At 52.2% G+C, this 18,453-nt stretch carries 15 protein-coding genes; 9 read left to right on the forward strand and 6 right to left on the reverse strand.

Annotation, left to right across the window (positions count from 1 at the left end):
- The first annotated feature begins 78 nt into the window (after positions 1-78).
- A complete protein-coding gene (locus H144_RS0106280) occupies positions 79-2,079 on the forward strand; it encodes a penicillin-binding transpeptidase domain-containing protein (RefSeq protein WP_026350458.1) in 2,001 nt (666 codons plus the stop codon).
- A gap of 22 nt (positions 2,080-2,101) precedes the next feature.
- Positions 2,102-3,385: a rod shape-determining protein RodA gene (gene rodA / locus H144_RS0106285; protein WP_019941202.1), complete on the forward strand. Its 1,284-nt coding sequence runs from the start codon at positions 2,102-2,104 to the stop codon at positions 3,383-3,385.
- Positions 3,386-3,567: 182 nt separating this feature from the next.
- Here rodA and H144_RS0106290 read toward each other — a convergent pair whose 3' ends face one another.
- Positions 3,568-3,945 carry a DUF423 domain-containing protein gene (locus H144_RS0106290; RefSeq protein WP_019941203.1) on the reverse strand — a complete coding sequence of 126 codons (378 nt, stop codon included), beginning with the start codon at positions 3,943-3,945 and terminating at the stop codon, positions 3,568-3,570.
- A 191-nt stretch (positions 3,946-4,136) separates the two neighbouring features.
- Here H144_RS0106290 and H144_RS0106295 point away from each other — a divergent pair, with 191 nt between their 5' ends.
- Entirely contained in the window at positions 4,137-5,210 is a 1,074-nt protein-coding gene (locus tag H144_RS0106295) for a glycosyltransferase family 9 protein (RefSeq protein WP_019941204.1), read from the forward strand.
- Here H144_RS0106295 and H144_RS0106300 read toward each other — a convergent pair.
- On the reverse strand, positions 5,202-5,864 hold the full coding sequence (locus tag H144_RS0106300; protein ID WP_019941205.1) for a YggS family pyridoxal phosphate-dependent enzyme: 663 nt from the start codon (positions 5,862-5,864) through the stop codon (positions 5,202-5,204). The two genes, H144_RS0106295 and H144_RS0106300, sit on opposite strands and share 9 nt — an antisense overlap.
- A gap of 140 nt (positions 5,865-6,004) precedes the next feature.
- Here H144_RS0106300 and H144_RS0106305 point away from each other — a divergent pair, with 140 nt between their 5' ends.
- The 4 genes from H144_RS0106305 to rplI all read left to right on the forward strand — a co-directional run bounded on the left by H144_RS0106305 (position 6,005) and on the right by rplI (position 8,180).
- A complete protein-coding gene (locus H144_RS0106305; RefSeq protein WP_019941206.1) occupies positions 6,005-6,946 on the forward strand; it encodes a DUF8428 domain-containing protein in 942 nt (313 codons plus the stop codon).
- A 131-nt stretch (positions 6,947-7,077) separates the two neighbouring features.
- Positions 7,078-7,458 carry a 30S ribosomal protein S6 gene (gene rpsF / locus H144_RS0106310; protein ID WP_019941207.1) on the forward strand — a complete coding sequence of 127 codons (381 nt, stop codon included), beginning with the start codon at positions 7,078-7,080 and terminating at the stop codon, positions 7,456-7,458.
- Positions 7,459-7,461: 3 nt separating this feature from the next.
- Positions 7,462-7,713, forward strand: a complete 252-nt coding sequence (rpsR, locus tag H144_RS0106315; protein ID WP_015811483.1) for a 30S ribosomal protein S18 — start codon at positions 7,462-7,464, stop codon at positions 7,711-7,713.
- A gap of 20 nt (positions 7,714-7,733) precedes the next feature.
- Positions 7,734-8,180, forward strand: coding sequence for a 50S ribosomal protein L9 (gene rplI / locus H144_RS0106320; protein WP_019941208.1), 447 nt, complete (start codon positions 7,734-7,736; stop codon positions 8,178-8,180).
- A 154-nt stretch (positions 8,181-8,334) separates the two neighbouring features.
- Here the strand turns inward: rplI and lysM are convergent, their stop codons facing one another.
- The gene (lysM, locus tag H144_RS0106325; protein WP_019941209.1) at positions 8,335-8,802 is read right to left on the reverse strand and encodes a peptidoglycan-binding protein LysM; all 468 of its coding nucleotides are present in this window, start codon (positions 8,800-8,802) and stop codon (positions 8,335-8,337) included.
- 198 nt (positions 8,803-9,000) lie between these two features.
- On the opposite strand from lysM, the gene H144_RS0106330 reads away from it, so the two are divergent.
- Positions 9,001-10,632, forward strand: a complete 1,632-nt coding sequence (locus H144_RS0106330; RefSeq protein ID WP_019941210.1) for a glycerol-3-phosphate dehydrogenase/oxidase — start codon at positions 9,001-9,003, stop codon at positions 10,630-10,632.
- 29 nt (positions 10,633-10,661) lie between these two features.
- Positions 10,662-11,705: a beta-ketoacyl synthase chain length factor gene (locus H144_RS0106335; RefSeq protein ID WP_019941211.1), complete on the forward strand. Its 1,044-nt coding sequence runs from the start codon at positions 10,662-10,664 to the stop codon at positions 11,703-11,705.
- Between the two features lie 3 nt (positions 11,706-11,708).
- Here H144_RS0106335 and H144_RS0106340 read toward each other — a convergent pair whose 3' ends face one another.
- Genes H144_RS0106340 through H144_RS0106350 form a run of 3 tightly spaced genes read right to left on the reverse strand, consistent with a single transcriptional unit; the run spans position 11,709 to position 18,356 of the window.
- Positions 11,709-12,953, reverse strand: coding sequence for an NAD(P)/FAD-dependent oxidoreductase (locus H144_RS0106340; RefSeq protein ID WP_019941212.1), 1,245 nt, complete (start codon positions 12,951-12,953; stop codon positions 11,709-11,711).
- 2 nt (positions 12,954-12,955) lie between these two features.
- Entirely contained in the window at positions 12,956-14,485 is a 1,530-nt protein-coding gene (locus tag H144_RS0106345; RefSeq protein WP_019941213.1) for a phytoene desaturase family protein, read from the reverse strand.
- A 22-nt stretch (positions 14,486-14,507) separates the two neighbouring features.
- A complete protein-coding gene (locus H144_RS0106350) occupies positions 14,508-18,356 on the reverse strand; it encodes a trifunctional MMPL family transporter/lysophospholipid acyltransferase/class I SAM-dependent methyltransferase (RefSeq protein ID WP_019941214.1) in 3,849 nt (1,282 codons plus the stop codon).
- Positions 18,357-18,453 lie beyond the last annotated feature (97 nt).

Genomic DNA, 18,453 nt, shown 5'->3' on the forward strand with positions numbered 1-18,453 from the left:
AACACGAGCCACCCTTTGAATAATCTTTTGCTATTGCGAACTTCGTGGAAATTTGAGAACCGGAATTTTTAGTGCAGAATGCTCGAAAGTCGTCGATTTGTTATTATTGGTTTTTTTGCATTAGTAGGTGTTATATACTTATTACGACTTTTCTACCTCCAGGTGCTGGATGAGAGCTATTCCATCGAATCATCCAGCAACTCCATCAAACGTGTAACCGAAATCCCTTTCCGCGGCCAGATTTATGACCGCTACGGAAAGCTCATCGTATATAACACCCCCGTTTACGACCTTCTCGTGACGCCTTCCAAGGTACGGATGGACGATACGCTGCGTTTTTGCAAGGTTTTGGGTATTGAAAAACGCGATTTCGACAGCTTAATGACCGCTGCGGGCAATTACAGCCGCGTGAAACCTTCTTTATTCCTGCGGCAGCTTTCGAAAGAAGATTTTGCCTCGATCCAGGATATTATGGTTGATTATTCGGGATTTGAATTTGCCAAAAGCTCCCTGCGCACGTACACGGCGCCGACGCTCGCGAATACGCTCGGGTATGTGAGCGAGGTGACGAAGGGCCAGCTCGAAAGGCAGGAAGAGCCTTATTACCGCCAGGGTGACTACATCGGTCAGAGCGGGGTAGAGAAGATTTATGAAAACGAGCTGCGCGGCAAGCGGGGTACCAAGTTTGTCATGCAGAATGTGAATGGCGTGTACAAAGGTCCCTGGAAGAACGGAGAGCTCGATACGATGGCCGTAGCGGGCGAAAACCTGCATACCGGCCTCGACCTGGAAGTGCAGCAATATGCCGACAGCCTGATGGTGAACAAGGTGGGAAGCGTGGTGGCGATAGAACCGAAGACGGGTCAGATCATTTCGATGGTTTCGGCGCCGACTTACGACCCGAACATCCTCGCTAGCCGCTATTTCTCCAAAAACTTCGCCGCATTGGCCCGTAACCCTTACAAACCTTTGTTCAACAGGCCGGTTATGGCTAGCTACCGGCCCGGATCGACATTTAAGTTGATCCAGGCATTGATCGGTTTGCAGGAGGGCGTGATCACGCCGGGCAGCGGTTTTACCCATGCCAACTGCCCGGTAGGCTGCCACAACCACCCGGCCACCAGTACCGTGGCCCTGGGCGTGGCGCATTCGTGCAACCCTTATTTTTACAATGTTTTCAGGAGATTGATTTATAAAAACAATATCAAAAACACATTCCGCGCGTCGGCCGTGGGGCTCGATGCCTGGCACGACGATATTGCCAAATTCGGCATCGGCCAGCGGCTGGGGATCGATTTGCCGAGCGAATACAAGGGTAATTTGCCCAATAAAAAATACTACGACCGCTTCTACGGCGAGTACCGCTGGAAATTCTCGAATATCTACTCGCTGAGTATCGGCGAGGGCGAGCTGCTGATCACGCCGTTGAAAATGGCAAATGTGGCGGCCATTATCGCCAATCGCGGGTATTTCTACACGCCGCACGTGATCCACGGCATCGGCGACAAGCGGACCGTGAAGCCTGAATTCCTCGAACGCCACGAAACGGGCGTGGAACCGCACAATTTCGAGCCGGTGATCGAGGGGATGATTGGAGCGGTGGAGGCCGGTACGGCCCGTCGCTCGCGCGTGGAAGGCATTTCAATCGCGGGTAAAACCGGTACTTCACAAAACAAACGCGGGGACGACCACTCCATTTTTATCGCCTTCGCGCCCGTGGAAGATCCGAAGATCGCCATTGCCGTGTTCGTGGAAAACGCAGGGGCGGGTGGTTCGGCAGCGGCACCCATTGCCAACCTTATCATTGAAAAATACCTCTCGCGCAAAGTGACCAACAAGGCGCTGGAAGAGCGGATGATGAAGCTCGACCTGATGAGCAAGGTAATTTTGCCGACCCAGAAAAAACCGGCTTCGGCGGATTCGACCAAGAAGAAAACGGAAGAAACCAAACCGGTAAATGGCGATCCCAACAGTCCCGAAAACCGCCGGCCCGGTACGCCGCACCCGAATAACCCTGCCGCCATGAGAAAGCCGGTGGTAGCCACCTTGCCGAAGGGAAATCAGCAGAAAGCGCTTTAAGAACTTACAAACAGATATTGAAATGGCTGAAAGCAAGCCGATTACCAAGAATGTGGACTGGATGGTGGTGTTGATTTACATCGCTTGCCTTGCCATCGGATGGTTGAATATTTATGCCGCCGTGTACAACCCCGAGGCGCACACAAGCATGTTCGACCTTTCGAACAACGCCGGTAAGCAGCTCATGTGGATCGGGACTGCCGCGTTGCTCATTGTTTGTATACTTGTCATCGACTATAAATTTTACGAAACGTTTTCCTTCGTCATTTACGCGGTGGTGATATTCCTGCTGGTCGTCGTGCTTTTTGCGGGTTCGAACATCAACGGATCGCGGTCGTGGATCAAATTGGGCAGTTTTTCACTCCAACCGGCCGAGTTTTCGAAGCTGGCGATCAGTCTGGCGATCTCCAAATACCTGAGCGATCCGGCGATCAGCCTTACGCGGAAACTGAAAGATTATTACCCGATCATGGGGATTATCGCATTGCCCGCATTCCTCATTCTTTTGTCGAACGAAACGGGTTCCATGCTCGTTTTCGCCTCGTTTGCGATCGTGCTCTACCGCGAGGGAATGCCGGGTTTCATCCCGGCAATCGGGATTATCGGCGCGGCATTGCTGATCATCACCTTGTTGTTTGTCAAATGGTATATTGCCGGTGCCATTATCGTCATCGCCGGGCTGGTGATCTGGCTGATGCCCGTTATGACGCGGCGGCGGGGCGGGTTATGGGCCACGATCATCATCGCGATCGGGATGATCGGCATCGTGTTCGGGGTGGATTTCTTTATGAATAATGTGCTCCAAAAGCACCAGCGCGGCCGCATTATGGTACTGCTCGACCCGGATTCCGACCCGCGCGGCATCGGCTGGAACGTGATCCAGTCCAAAATCGCCATCGGCTCCGGCGGTCTTACCGGCAAAGGCTTTTTGCAGGGTACCCAAACCAAATTCGACTTCGTACCCGAACAAAGCACCGACTTCATTTTCTGCACCGTAGGAGAGGAGCATGGCTTTTTAGGCACCGCTATTGTGGTATTCCTGTTTATTGCATTGATTTCCAGGTTGGTAGTGTTGGCCGAGCGACAGCGCAGCCGCTTCGCGAGGGTGTATGGCTACTGTGTGGCGGGCATTATATTCTTTCACTTCCTGGTGAATGTCGGAATGACCATCGGCCTGATGCCCGTAATCGGAATCCCGCTGCCATTTTTCAGCTACGGCGGCTCATCCCTCTGGTCATTTTCCGTACTCCTTTTTATTTTCCTGAAAATCGACGCGCAGCGGCCGTTTACGCTGTCGAGGGCGTAATGCGGGGGGGGGGGGTGTCCGGTATTGTTGCGTGCTGTCCGGTATTGCCGGAGATAGTCAGGAGTAGTCAGATTTTGTTTTGCTTTCGTAAGCAATTTTAAAAGCCCCAATATCTACCCCATGCCCAGTGAAACTATTCCTGGCAATACCTGACCACCCCTGACTATTTCGCTCAAACACACCTACAACTTCCCCGCCGCCAAAATCAGCAACACCCACCCGATGATCAGCGCGACCCCGCCTATCGGTGCCGTGGCGCCGAACTTGGTGATGCCGGTGAAACAAATGGCGTAAAGGGAGCCGGAAAAGATGATGACGCCGATCGCGAAGGCGTTACCGGCCCAGCCGAGCATTCTGACGGCATCTTCGCCTGCACGCTGCATCAGTATGCCCACGAGCACCATCGCGAGGGCGTGATAGAACTGGTATTTCACAGCCGTTTCAAACGTTTCCGTTCTGCCGGCAGCTTCCAGCATGCCTTTTAATGCGTGTGCGCCGAATGCGCCGAGCGAAACGGCCAGCGCGCCCAGGATGCCGCCTGCCTGTATCATGAATTTCATATCGTAAACCGGTATTTGTATGGATTATTTGGAACGGAAGACGACCGGCCGTTCAATAGAATCCGGCCCAATCATCGGGGTAAAGTTAGGTGCGGGCGCAGGCGCGACCAACTCTTTTGGGCAATTTTATTAACTTGCGCGCTTCGGAAAGGCATTCCGGAATGCCGCTCATCGTGGAAAAGACTCGACCAATGACCATAGAACGCTTCATTCAGCTGTGGACACACCGCTATCATAAATACACGCACATTTTCAAGGCGCATATCAAAGGCCGGCAGGCCAGGACGCATTTCAGCAGCGTAAAACGAAGCCTGAAAAAAGGGCAGGAGCTGATCGCCATCATCCGCACCGAGCATTTCGGCGATATCGTGGCCGCCGAGCCGATTTCGCGTTACGTACGCGAACAGCACCCGAATGCGCATATCGTGTGGTTTGCCAAACCGGCATTTGCCGAGCTGGTGGCCCATAATCCGAATGTCGACGAGGTTTTCCGGGAGTTTTGCGTGACCGAGCGACGCGTCCTGCTGGAAGGAAACGTGTTCGATAAAGTGATTGAATTGCAATTCAGGAATAATAACCATTGTCCTAAATGCCAGGTGTTTACGGAAAATCCGGTGGCATTGAAGCGCGACATTACCGTTCATAATTATTTCGATTACGGCAACCTGCTGGAAGTTTTCGCGCAAACAGGCGACCTCATTCCGCCGAAATCCGCATTCCCGGCCGACGATCAGCCGCGCCTGTACCTGCAACCTGCTCACAAAGAGAAGGTCGATCGATTGAATTTGCCGGAAAAATACATTGTGCTGCATTGCCGCTCCAACTACGAGCCGAAAGACTGGCCGGCCGATCGCTGGAACCGCCTGGTGCACTGGCTGTCGGAAGAATATGATTATCAACTGGTTGAGATCGGTCTGGAAAGCAATCTGACTATCCAGACACCGGCTTACCGTAACCTGTGCGGCCAGCTGAGCATCCTGGAAACGGCAGAGGTGATCCGTCGTGCGTCGTTTTTCATCGGGCTGGACAGCGGGCCGTCGCATTTGGGCAATGCCACGGGCACATTCGGCATTATCCTGATGGGCGCACTCAACAACTTTCTGAATTACAATCCCTACTCGGGTAAATATGGCCGGCAGGAGAATGCATTACTGGTAAGGCAGGCGGGTTTGCCCTGCTCGCAGCTATCTTTTGAATTTGTGCGCGACCAGGTGAAGGCGGTACTGGAAAAGAGCGCCGATAATGCGCCGAAAGTGCTATCGTGAACCGAAGATCGCGCTGCCTACGCGTACGAGCGTGCCGCCTTCTTCCTGGGCGATGAGGTAGTCGCCGCTCATGCCCATGGATAGTTCCCTCATGATAACCTGTTGGTTTTCATGTGCTTTGAATGATTCGAATGTGGCTTTCAATCCGCGGAATTCATTGCGGACGATGGACTGGTCGTCGGTGTTGGAAGCCATACCCATCAGACCCACGATCCTTACATGACCTAATGCAGCAAGGTCGGGCGAAGAAATAATTTCGAGCGCCTCATCTTCCGAAAGGCCGAATTTGGTCTCCTCGCGGGCGATATAAATTTGCAGAAGGCAGTCGATCACGCGGTCGTTCTTTTTCGCTTCCTTATCGATCTCTTTGAGAAGCCTGAAACTGTCGACCGAATGCACGAGCCCCACAAATGGCGCCATATATTTGACCTTGTTGGTCTGCAAATGCCCGATCATATGCCACTCGATGTCCTTCGGAAGTTCCTCGTGTTTCGAGACCATTTCCTGGACCTTATTCTCGCCGAAAACACGCGCCCCGGCTTCGTACGCTTCCATCAGCAGGGTGGTTGGCTTGGTTTTTGTAACTGCCACGAGACGTGTTTCTTTTCGTAATCCTTGTTCGATCTGGGCCAGGTTGGCGGCAATGGAAGGCATGTGGAGAGACTAAAAAATTGATAATTAGGCGGTTAATCAAAGAATTTATTGACCGGACGCTATAAATCGCTGGTTGCTTATTTCAAAATTGAAAAAAACATACTTCTTTTACCAACTAAATTCAAAATTTAACCTTCTGTATGGACTACAACCAGGAACAAAAGCAAGACAGAAAGACACTCCTATGGGCCGCTCTGGCCGTTTTGCTGTTGCTTAATTTGGTGCTTGTTTACTTTATATATCACGAAAAGCAGGAAAATCTGGCGAAGGACGAAATCATCACCGCCAAAACGGAGGAAGTCCTTTCCATTAAGACCAAACTGGATTCCATTTCGACAGAACTGGATATTAAGATCGCCGAAATTCAGAAACTGGGCGGTAGTGTGGACTCGCTCGTGGCCTTGAAAGCACAGCTTGAAAAGGATAAGCGGGAACTGAAAAATGCGAATACCTATTCGGCGGCGAATTACAACAAGAAGATCAAGAATTACGAATCGGTGCTGTCTGAAAAAGACGGGGAAATTGCCCGCCTGAAACAGGAGCTGGGTATTGCCACTACGAAAAACGAGGAATTGAACCAGAAAGTGACCGGCCTCGAATCGGAGAAGCAACTGCTGGCGGATTCGGTGTCGACCTATTCGGCACAGAACAAGGAGCTTTCTGAAAAAGTAACGCTGGCATCGGCGCTGCGTGCGGAAAGCGTAACCGTGAATGCGGTGTCGTCCAAAGGTAAAGAACGCGAAGGCGGCAAATACCGAGCGAAACGCATTGATAAGCTGAGAGTGAACTTCAAACTCGGCGAAAATGCCGTAGCAAGGCAGAATGAAAAAGACATATACCTGCGTGTGCTCGACCCGGATGGCGCGGTATTGTCCGACATGGCAACCGGCTCCGGATCTTTCATTCATAATGGTAAGGAGTTGATTTACAGCTCAAAACAAACGGTTAGCTTCACGAATACAGGTCAGTCCGTCGACATCTTCTACGGCCGCGGCGGCATTCCGATGAAAGACGGCAAATATTCGATCGAGCTGTACAGCGAAGGCTTCAAGATCGGCCAGGGCGATTTTACGGTGAAATAACCTGCCGGAAGTTTCGGTTAAGTCATACAAGGGCTTGGAATTTTGAATTTCAAGCCCTATTTTTGCACCCTCATTTTGACGATTCTGTCAAGGTGAGGGTTTTAAACTTATCATAATTAACCAATTACCGTATGTCTAAGCAATATGAAACGGTGTTCATTCTAACTCCCATTTTGTCTGAGGCCCAGGCAAAGGACGCCGTTGAAAAATTCACGACAATCATTACCTCAAACGGTGCACAGATTGTACATGAAGAAAACTGGGGATTGCGTAAGCTGGCCTACCCCATCCAAAAGAAAAACTCCGGTTTCTATCACGTAGTAGAATATACTGCGCAAGAAGGAAACGTGGTGGATGTTTTGGAAACCGAATTCCGTCGTGACGAGCGCGTTTTGCGTTTTATGACTATCGCCCTGGATAAGCATTCAATTGCTTACAACGAGAAAAAACGCAAGGGTCTGGTAGGCAAGAAGAAAGAAGAAGCAACTGAGTCAAAAACCGAAAACGCATAAGCTATGTCACTCGTAAACGAGCCGGTTGAAAAAAACATTAACCGCAAAAAATACTGCCGTTTCAAAAAAGCAGGCATCAAATACATCGACTACAAGAACCCTGACTTCCTTTTGAAGCTGGTGAACGAGCAAGGTAAAATCCTTCCCCGCCGCCTTACAGGTACCAGCCTGAAATATCAGCGCAAAGTATCCCAAGCGATCAAAAGAGCACGTCACCTGGCATTGTTGCCGTTTGTTGCTGACCAATTGAAATAATACAGTAAAGAGCTATCATAATGGAAATCATACTTTTAACGGATATTGCTGGGGTTGGTTACAAGAACGATATCGTGACTGTGAAAGCAGGTTACGGTCGTAACTACCTCATCCCGCAAGGTTTTGCGCTGCTGGCGAATGCCTCCAACCGCAAGATTGTTACTGAAAACGTGCGCCAGGCGGCACACAAGGCTGAGAAGCTCAAAAAGGACGCAGAAGATATCGCAGCAGCGATCGGCGACCTGGTAATCGATATCAAAACTGTGGTAGGTGAAAGCGGCCGTATCTTCGGACGTGTGACCAACACACAAGTGGCCGACAGCCTGAAAGCGAAAGGCTTCGATATCGATCGTAAGAAAATCACTGTGGATGACGTGAAATCAATCGGTACTTACGGTGCGTTGATCGACCTTCACAAAGAAGTGAAACACAAAGTTACCCTGAACGTAGTAGCAGCGGAAGACTAAGCGTTTCGGAAATGCATGAAAAAAGGACGACCTGAGAGGGCCGTCCTTTTTTTTGACGGCCGACGGCCGACCGCCGATTTCAAATTGCGGTCGGCGGTCAGCCGTCAGCTTATTCAACAATCGGCGGTCGGCCATCAGCCGTCGGCGGTCACTATCATTTCAACGCCGGAATCCGCAGCACCTGGCCGGGATAAATGAGATCCGGGTCTTTCAGCATGGGTTTGTTGGCTTCGAAGATGATGGGGTATTTCATCATGTCGCCGTACACGGTTTTGGCGATTTTAGAGAGCGTGTCGCCTTTTACTACCGTGTGATAGGTTGCCTCCGGTTCGGGCGTAGCTACTTTCAGGCGGTTGTCTACCACTTCAACGCCTTCCACATTGCCTACCGCCAATGCGATTTTTTCGGCATCTTCCTGTTTGGCCACCTCGCCTTCGAGGGTGACGGTGTCGCCGGAGGTTTTCACCGTGAGGCTGTTATAGGAAAGGCCGAGCGCCTTCACGTGCGCGAGCAATGCGCTGGCGCGCAGCGGTTCCGCTTCGGGGGTAGGGGCTGCCGCGGGTGCATCCTTGCCGCCGAATACTTTTTCTCCAACGCCTTTGATAAAAGAGATTAAGCCCATGTTTTTCAGGTTTTGGTTAAATAATAGATTTGAGTTTGTGAATGAAAGGTAGCGGTAATGTTATCTTTCCTGGGGGTAAGATGCAATTATTATACCAAAATTGCCAATCGATATTGATTTGATAATATGGGTTTTTACGGGCGCAACTTTGTACTTTTGCAGCACGTCCCAACCATGCCGAATCTGCATTAAGTATCAATGAACCGCACCACATCGCTTGCCCGGTTACAAAATGAATTGTTCGATATCTGTATCATCGGCGCCGGTGCCAGCGGGGCCGGATGTGCCCTGGATGCGGTTCTGAGAGGTTATAAGGTAGCCCTGATCGATAAAAAGGATTTCGCTTCCGAAACTTCTTCTCGTTCCACCAAGCTCATTCACGGCGGCGTGCGTTACCTGGAACAGGCATTCAAAAAGCTCGATTTCGCGCAGTTGAAGCAGGTTCGGCACGGATTGGAGGAACGACACATTGTGTTGAAAAATGCGCCGCACCTCGCACGCCCCCTCGCGCTCATGACGCCTGTGAGCTCCTGGATCGAAGGCCTGTATTTCAAGATCGGGCTGTCGCTTTACGACACCTTCGCCACCAACGACACTTTGCCCAAAAGCAAATGGCTCAGTAAAAAGGAAGTGCTCGAAAAAATCCCCACGCTCGACCGCAAAAAGCTGCATAGCGGCGTGCTGTATTACGACGGCCAGCTCGACGACGCCCGCTATTGCCTCGCACTGGCACAATCGGCATCCGAAAACGGCGCCGCGGTGGCGAATTACGTCGAAGTGAATGGTTTTGAGAAAGAGGAAAACGGCAAGGTGAATGCCGTGCGTGCGAAAGATGCGATCAGCGGGAATGCGATCACCATCCGTACCAAACTGGTGATCAACTGCACCGGCCCGTTCTCGGACCATGTGCGGCTGATGGCCAATGCGGCATTGAGCGAGCGGCTGCGCCCGAGCAAAGGCGTGCATCTGTCTTTGCCATATCATACGTTGAACAGCGAATACGCCATGCTCATTCCGAAGACCTCGGACGGCCGCGTCGTGTTTGCGATACCTTTCGAAGGCGCGACGATGATCGGCACCACCGATACCGAATGCGACGAAATCAACCGCGAACCGACGCTGAACCACGCGGAACGGGAATACCTCGCGGCCACCTTGAACCCCTACCTGGCCAAGCCGATTGATCCGAAAGAAATCCGGGCGGGCTTCGGCGGGCTGCGGCCATTGCTGGCGGCGGATCCGTCGAAATCGACCAAAAGCCTCGTGCGGGACCATGAAGTGGAGGTGGACGAAGCATCCGGGCTGATCAGCCTGCTGGGCGGAAAATGGACGACCTACCGCCTGATGGCGAAAGACACGCTCGATGAGGCCGATAAAGTCCTTGGTGATGCAAAGGATTGTAGAACAGCGGATTACGTACTGGCCGGTGGTGAGAATTACCGTGCAAAAAGCTGGCAGGACATTCAAGCCAAATATGCGTTGCCGGAAGATATTTCACGGCATCTCGTGCTGAAATACGGCTCGCGTGCGCCCCAGGTAGCGCTGCTCGCACAGGAAGATAATGCATTGAAAGAACGGCTCAGTCCGCATTATCCCTACATCCGCGCCGAGGTGGTGTACACCGTTCGGAATGAGATGGTGGTGGCCCCGCGCGACTTCCTCGCCCGCCGTATCCGCCTCGAAATAACCGATTGGAATGAAACCTTAAACTCCCTGCCGGTTGTTGCTGATCTGATGGCACGCGAATTGAGCTGGACGGACGAGGAAAAGACGAGATATGCCGACGCGTACGCCGAGGAAATCGGGAAGTTTATCTCCGACGCCCGATAGTAGCAACCACCCAGGAGTTATTTTCACGAATGTATATTACCGATTCAGCCTGCATATCACCCCAGCGTACTTTTGACGATGCCTTTTTCGAAGGCGATATCAAAGTGCACGAGGGCGACAGGTACCTGGCCGTTGAACCTGCCTATGGCCAGCTCATTCCCGCCGGATTGCTCCGCAGGATGGGCAAAGCCGTCCGTATGGGCGTCGGTGCCGGCCTTCCGCTTATTCAGAATGCGCCGATCGAAGGCATCATTCTCGGCACTGCCAACGGTGGCCTCGAAGATTGTCTCAAATTCCTGAACCAGATCGTCGATTATAAGGAAGGCACGCTCACGCCGACGAATTTCGTGCAGAGCACGCCCAATGCCGTGGCCGGTAACCTCGCATTGATGAGCAAAACGACGGGCTACAACACCACGCACGTCCACAAGGGCCTCGCGTTCGAAGCCGCCCTACTCGATACCATGCTGCTGCTCGAAGAAAAGCGTGGCAAGCAGTTCCTCGTGGGGAGTATTGAAGAGATTTCAGATTACAACCATAACATCGATCTGCTCGCCGGTTCATTCAAAACAGGCCATTTTACGTCGGAAAACTTGTTAACACTCGATTCGCCCGGCTCTGCAAACGGGGAAGGGGCGGCGATGTTCGTCGTGAATGCCGAACGCCCGGAAAATGCCATAGCGCAGATCCGCGATGTATTTCAAAGCAATAACCTGGCCGAAATGGAGCTGGCGCCCGTCGTAAGCGCCTTTTTAAGGCACAACCACCTCGATACGACAGATATTGACGCCGTTATGATGGGTATCAGCGGCGATAACCGCACCGACCATTGGTATTTCAACCTGCAACAGGCATTGTTCGCCGGCGCCAATTGCTACACCTATAAGAACATGGTAGGCGATTACCCGACGGCTTCCGCGTTCGCGACGTGGATGGGGGCGCAGGTGATCGCGGGCAGGCAGGTGCCTCATGCGTGCGTGTTGGCCCAAAAAAATACCCGCACCCCGAAGCATGTCCTGATTTACAATCATTACAAAGCTTCGCAGCACGGGTTCATATTGCTCAGTGCCTGAGCGTCAGGAATTGGCTTCTTCCGCTTTTTCCTTCATCTTGATCACTTTCGCCAGCGTAGGCAGGATGGTGTCGTGCTTTTTCACGAACGGGTTGCTCTGGTCCCAAACGTAGCCGGCAAGTACCGAGCAGATTTGGCGCTTGATATCTTCGTCGATGTATTTTGCAAAAACAATCGTTTGGAAATCTCCTGAGTACCAGCCTGATACATAGCTTCGGAACACGTCGATACCTTTCTGGATCACCTGTTCATAATCCTTTTTCCAATCCACGTTTTCGCCTTGCAAATGCCGGTGCGTCATTTTTGCCGAAAGCAGCCCCGAAGCCGTCGCGAAAGTGACGCCGGACGAGAAAATAGGGTCCAGGAACTCGGTACTATTGCCGGAAAGCACGAAACCTTCGCCCGACATTTGTTTCACACCGATGGAATAACCCAGGATTGCCCGCGGTTCGAATTTGAACTGTGAATCGGAAAAACGGCCGCCGAGGTCTTCGAAATTTTTGACAAACTCCTTATATTTTTCGCCGCCATTCTCGGCCAGCGCCTCGATCTTCTCGCGGTCGCCTACAATGCCTACGGACGTGGAGCCGTCGGAGAATGGAATGGCCCAGATCCACGACTTGTTGCTGTCGAATGAATGCACAAAAATGTTATTGCTGGCTTTCTCGGTGCGGTTTTTATCTTCCAAATGCGAGAAAACCGCCCCGCGAGGCGTGAATGCCGACGGTTTGCTGAGGTCGAAAAGTCGCGGCAGCACGCGCCCGTAGCCGCTCGAATCGATGATGAATTTCGCTTCAATACGGTGCGGGTTACCTGCTGGGTCGTTATAGTCGATAATCTGCTTGTCGGGTCCGCATTGCACGGCCGTCACTTCGCATTCAAAATTCACGTCGACCCCTTTCGCGCGCGTCGCTTCGGCCAGTTTGCTGTCGAAGTCGGCCCTTTTTACCTGCCACGTCCATGTCCAGCCTTTGGTAAACTGGTCTTCGAAAAAGAACTCGCAGCGTTTTTCGCCCCGCATGAATGCCGCGCCTGTTTTTTTCTGAAAATTCAACGGCTCGATGGCCTCTCTTAGCCCCGATTCCGTCAAATGCTCCATGCAGCAGGGAAGCAGGCTTTCGCCGATCTGGAAACGCGGGAATTTTTCTTTTTCAAGTATCGTGACATCGTAGCCTTGTTTTTTCAGGTAAGAAGCGGCGACCGTTCCGGCAGGACCGGCCCCAATGACCAGCACATCGACAGTTTGCATAATCAGGCGTTTTTTACTTTTTGAATGAGTTTTTCTTTGTCTATAAATGAAAAGCACGTTACGAATGCGCTCACGGTAACTCCCAAAATGCCATGCAGCGACACGTTTTGGCCCGTCAAATGCAGGTTAGGGATCTTCGTGCGCGTGTTGATACGTGTGCGCAGGGGCGAGGTCGAATCCTTCATAATCCCGTACATCGTGCCGTTCCGGTTGCCGATATAATCGCGGAAGGTGAGCGGCGACGCGCTGTGCACCGATTTGATTGTGGCTGAAATGCCGGGAAAAACGGTTTCCAGCCGCGCTATGACCTTCGCTTCCTTCTCCTTTTTGAATTGCGCATATTCCTCGCCGCGCTTGCCCGGCTCGGCCACCGTGCTGAATGTCCCGGCCCATTGTGCCGTCTCTTCCGCATTCATGTAAGTCATGATCGACATAGAATCGGCGTATTTCCCTTTTTTGGAAATAGAAGGCGTACAGATGAAGTACGTTTGCGGCCAGGTTTCCGGGTCGTAATCGATACCGCCCCACACGTCGTCGATGTGGTGCTGGTAAATATTGTAATTCAGGTATTCGAAAGTATGATCGTGGAATGAAATATGGACGAGGAATGTCGAAATGCTGTCTTCCAGGGCTAGTACGCGGTTTTTGTATACACTTAAAAACCGCTCCTGCCCAAAAATATCAATCGTTACCGACGGGTGTACATTGGATATAAACTCTTTCCCGCGGAAAGTCTCGCCATTGTCGCATAGTACCTCGGTAATGCGGCCTTTTTCGTCGTAGTTCGCGCCGGTTACTTTTTTGTACTTGAAAATCTTCCCGCCATGCTGCCGCAGCGACCGGCTAAGCTGGATCGCGATCTGCGAACCGCCGTCTATGAATTTATAGGCGCCGTTCAGGTAGCTTTTCATGATCAGCGCATGCACGTAAAACGGCGTTTTAGTTTTTACCCCCGCATACAGCAAGTTGCTGCCGGCGAGTACATTGCGCAGCCGTACATTGTCTGTCAGCGAGGCGATGTAATCGTGCGCATTCAGGCTCAGAACGGCTTCGTCGGCGAGGTAGCTTTCGCCGGCCGTTTCCAGATTATACAGGGGGAATTTCTTGCAGACTTCGACCAATTTCGCGCAGAAGGTACGGATAGCCTCCGCTTCGCCGGGGAAGTATTCGATGAGTTTCTGCTCAAAATGTTCGATTCCCTGCGCATAAGCATATTCGCAGCCGTCCCCGAAACGGATCACGTCGAATTCCTCATCGAGGCGTTTCAATTTCAGCTTGTCGAGAATGCCGAAATATTTGAAAAACTGGTAGAGATTTTCGCCTTCGTCCAGGCCACCGACGTAATGCACGCCGGTGTCGTAAATGCTCTTGTCGCGGCTGTATACCTGTAAATGCCCGCCGATCTGGTGGTTTTTTTCCAGCACCGCCACGCTGTGACCTTCCATTGCCAGGATGTTGGCGCAAGCCAGACCGCCCAGTCCGCTCCCAACAATCACAAAATCATATTCCTTTTGCACAGCGGAAGTTTGCATTAATATGGCTATTGAAAAAATGCTAGTTAGTAATCGGTGAAGGTTTGCGCAATACAAAAAGGACATTGGACGTATTGGCCGAATGTTCCTGCATTTCATAACCAAAACCATGCCGCCCGGCATAGCTGCGGATATCCTGCGACGAGAAGAAATGGAAATCGTCGGTTTTGCGGTTGAATGCGAACAGGCCTGTCGACAATGCTTCGGTTTTTTGTGTATTCTCGTGTTTTGCGGTCAGATCGGTGATGCCGTCGCGGATAAAGAGGATGCCGCCGGGTGCGAGGGCCGCCGCTAAACGATCGAGCAAAATAAGCTGTTTTTCCCTGGATAAATAGTGCAGCACATCATTTAAAAATATGACGTCCTGCGTGCCGGTCCCGGCAGCCATAATGTCCTGGTGCACAAACCGCAGGTTATCCGTCTTGTGGTAACTGTTCTCCGCAATCCCGATCTTTTCCTCGTCGTAGTCGATGCCCGTGATCACGCGGTCTTCATTTTTATAATGCAGGAAAAACGACAGGTATCCATACCCGCAGCCGACGTCCAAAATATGCTTCCGCTCGCCGATCAGCTCGTTGTAGTAAGTAAAATTCGCGCTCTCCAACCGCCATTTTACTTTGAAATACCATTCGAGTACCGGCCCTTTGAAGACGTAATTGGTGAATATTTTGTGTTTCAAATACCGGGCATCCTCCATTTCGTACTGAAATGCGGCATATTCCTGCTTGAAGAAGGCGGAAATGGCCTTCGTTTTGTCGCGGAGCGTCGTGCCCCATCGATCGTCCGCGTAGGTGATGCGCGGGAGCACGCGAACGTTGAGCGCGCCCGGGCGGATGAGGAAGTCGTTTTTGGGCAGCACGTCGTGGGCACCGTGAAGCAATATCGGCTGAATATCCAGGCCCAGCTGCTCGGCGAGGTAGAACGCGCCCTTGTGGAAGCGGGCAATGCGGCCGTCCTCCGAGCGCGTGCCTTCCGGGAAAATGAGCACGGAATAGCCGTCGGCAACCAATGCGCGTACCTTTTCAATGTTTTCTTCCGGACCGTCCTCGCTGTACACATAGCCTGCAAAGCGGATTATCGGACCGAAAAACGGTGATTTATAGACCCAGCCTTTCACCATCAGCACAATTTTCGGATGGAGCATAATGGCCAGCAGGATGTCCAGGAACGAAGTATGATTGGCGATAAAGATTGCCGGTTTGCTCATATCGAGGTTTGCCCGGCCCGAAATGTTCTTTCTGACGTGGGGGCCGGAGTAAATCACCGTTTTGGCATAAAACGAAAGGGAATTGTTGATCGCCGCCTGCTTCTTTTTGCGGGACATCGGCAGCAGCAGGATCGTCACCAGTTTGGAATGTAAAAACAGGCAGCCCGAAAGGAAATAGGTAAAGCTCGAAATGCTGATCAGGAAAGGCAGCATCGTGACGGGCGCTTTCTTTTTGGCGATGCGTTTTTGGACAAAAAAATCGAACAGTACCGGCTGGAAAACGAAGGAAATGAACAGGATACAAACGATCCCCAGCACGCTTATGAGCGAAATGGAGTGAATGGCGGGGTGTTTGGCGAAGATCAGCACGCCGGTACCGATCAATGTCGTGGTGGCGGATAATGCAATGGCGGCCTGGTAGGAGCGGAGCGTGTCTTTGCCGGATTTGTATTTACTTAAAAGCCCGTCGGTCACGAAAATGCTGAAATCGTCGCCCAGGCCAAAGATGAACGTCGTCACGATCACATTCACGAAGTTGAACCTGATGCCCAGAATGGCGGCGATGCCGAGAATCCAGATCCAGCTGATGACCATCGGCAGGAACGACAGCAATGTGAGCTCGATGCGGCCGTAGACAATCAGCAGTGTAAAGAAGACGATGGCCGCCGAGATCAGCAACAGGTAGTTGAAATCGTCCTTCACCATGGTGAGCAGCTCGCCCGCCAGCTCTCCGCGGTCGAAAAGCTGCACGCCATGCATTGCCCGCAATTCCTTTTTGACGTCTGCCAGCTTCGCCTGGTCCACGACCACCGTCGAAATAAAGGTCGTACCGGAAGCTTTGCTATCGATCAGGTTATCGACGCCGAGCTCGTTGAAAAGGGTATCGAGCGAGACATTCGAACTGCTCCGACCGGCAATCCAGCCCTTGAAATCGTTGAATGCATAGGCATTGAAGCCATTTTGCGCGGCCGACTGGTTCAGCACGCGGAATGTCGAATCGGTGCGGCCGGGTGTCCAGAAATCCTGCCAGCGGCGCATACGCTCCCGTTTGAGATCTTGCGGAATAAGCAGCGAGCCCGACGATACAAAACTGACAATGCGGCCTTCGCCGTGCAATGCGGCCAGTTTCTGGTAAGTACGATGATTCACGTCCTCCGCCACGGCCCGCCGCGGGTCGGACGCGAACACGTAAATGCGCTTCTGCTTGCGGGGATCGATGCCCGTGAGCGCCTGTTCCCGGCCGCTCAGCTCAGGGTCCTGCATGCTGAGATTTTCAAAACCCGCGTCGAACTCGGTACCACCCGAAAAATACAGGAACACAACCGTCAGCACGGCGATGCCGGCCAACGTAGCGCCGCGCCAGCGATCGGGGATGGTGGGAATGCGGAACGAACCGTGCTCGCCGGGGATTTTTTGAATGTCGAAACGGGTGGAGGCGAGGATGACCGGCAGTGCCGTAAGCGTAAACAATGCCGCGCCGAGCAGTGCGAGCGAAGAAAACAGCCCGAAATCCTGCAAGACGGTCGAATTGGCGAAATGCAATGCGCTGAACGCCATCACCGTCGTGAAACTTCCCGTGAGCAACGGCCCGCTTACTTCCTTGATGGCGACGGGAATGGAATGAGTATGCCGGAGGTGTGTGAAAAAATGGAATGCGTAATCGAGCAGGATACCGAAGATGACTGCGCCGGTAGCAAGTGAAATACCCGAGATCTCCGGCCGGATGTAGCCGATGATGCCCAATGCGAATAGCGCCCCGAAAATCCCGGGCATCGTTATATATATGGGGATAAGCAGCTTCCGGTAATAGGCGATCAGTAATGCGAGAATGCCCGCGAGTGCGAGGAACGACGTGAAATAGGAGTCCTGCTTAACCTGGATCGCATTCCGCGCCGCAATTTCGAATGTGCCGAAATAGGAGAATTTGTTGTACCGGTGCTGGCCGTTCCATTTGGCTTTGAATGCCTCCATAAGCTCGAAGAGCTCTACGTTCTTGTCCGAAGCGCCGGAGTCGAAGCTGGTGGAGCCAAAAATGAGGATGTTTTTGCGGTCGGCGGTGAACATCATGCCGTCGTCCATGACCATGGCGCTGCTGTTGTTGGCGGCATTGAGCTGCCGGAAGTAGGCGCCGGTAATGCCCAGCGGGTCGTTGAGCACGAATTGTTTCAGGAACGAGCCGCCCGGCGTCATGAGCTGGTTATGGGTAGATGTTACCGAGGCGCGGATGGAGTCGGGCAGAATGCGCGACGTGATATGCTTGTAATAGGAAGGCTCGATGAGCTGGGGGAAGTGGCTGTATACATATTGATATACATCTTCCTGCACGTTCGGCCGCTCGGCCTGGATATTGCGCACGAAGCCGTTGGTATAGCGCCCCAGCGAATCAGTGAAGTTTTCGGCTATTTCCCGGGCGGCGTCGGTGTCCGTTTCGGCAGGGATTTCGAGGGAAAATACGATCTGGTTGATGATGTTTTTACTTTCTACCAACCGGTTGAACTCTTCGAAGCTTTTACCCTGCGGCAAGGTGGCGAAAATACTTTCGGTTACTTTTAGCCGCCCGATGCCGGCCACGAGGATACTGACAATGACGAGCAGGCTAACAAAAAACGCAGGTTTGTGACGGAACAGGAATTTGTTTAGCCTTAACAGAAGATCTCCTAGCATTGACAGGGGAAACGTGAATGTCCGACAAAATTAATGAATTGTATCACTCAGGCAACTTCCATGCCTGCTACCGGTCACCGGTTCCTGTTTGCCAAAA

Source organism: Dyadobacter beijingensis DSM 21582 (assembly GCF_000382205.1).
Classification (GTDB): Bacteria; Bacteroidota; Bacteroidia; order Cytophagales; family Spirosomataceae; genus Dyadobacter; species Dyadobacter beijingensis.

Coding starts and splice junctions, on each gene's coding strand:
- H144_RS0106280 (WP_026350458.1), top strand. CDS start 79: ATGCTCGAAAGTCGTCGATTTGTTATTATTGGTTTTTTTGCATTAGTA.
- rodA (WP_019941202.1), top strand. CDS start 2,102: ATGGCTGAAAGCAAGCCGATTACCAAGAATGTGGACTGGATGGTGGTG.
- H144_RS0106290 (WP_019941203.1), bottom strand. CDS start 3,945: ATGAAATTCATGATACAGGCAGGCGGCATCCTGGGCGCGCTGGCCGTT.
- H144_RS0106295 (WP_019941204.1), top strand. CDS start 4,137: ATGACCATAGAACGCTTCATTCAGCTGTGGACACACCGCTATCATAAA.
- H144_RS0106300 (WP_019941205.1), bottom strand. CDS start 5,864: ATGCCTTCCATTGCCGCCAACCTGGCCCAGATCGAACAAGGATTACGA.
- H144_RS0106305 (WP_019941206.1), top strand. CDS start 6,005: ATGGACTACAACCAGGAACAAAAGCAAGACAGAAAGACACTCCTATGG.
- rpsF (WP_019941207.1), top strand. CDS start 7,078: ATGTCTAAGCAATATGAAACGGTGTTCATTCTAACTCCCATTTTGTCT.
- rpsR (WP_015811483.1), top strand. CDS start 7,462: ATGTCACTCGTAAACGAGCCGGTTGAAAAAAACATTAACCGCAAAAAA.
- rplI (WP_019941208.1), top strand. CDS start 7,734: ATGGAAATCATACTTTTAACGGATATTGCTGGGGTTGGTTACAAGAAC.
- lysM (WP_019941209.1), bottom strand. CDS start 8,802: ATGGGCTTAATCTCTTTTATCAAAGGCGTTGGAGAAAAAGTATTCGGC.
- H144_RS0106330 (WP_019941210.1), top strand. CDS start 9,001: ATGAACCGCACCACATCGCTTGCCCGGTTACAAAATGAATTGTTCGAT.
- H144_RS0106335 (WP_019941211.1), top strand. CDS start 10,662: ATGTATATTACCGATTCAGCCTGCATATCACCCCAGCGTACTTTTGAC.
- H144_RS0106340 (WP_019941212.1), bottom strand. CDS start 12,953: ATGCAAACTGTCGATGTGCTGGTCATTGGGGCCGGTCCTGCCGGAACG.
- H144_RS0106345 (WP_019941213.1), bottom strand. CDS start 14,485: ATGCAAACTTCCGCTGTGCAAAAGGAATATGATTTTGTGATTGTTGGG.
- H144_RS0106350 (WP_019941214.1), bottom strand. CDS start 18,356: ATGCTAGGAGATCTTCTGTTAAGGCTAAACAAATTCCTGTTCCGTCAC.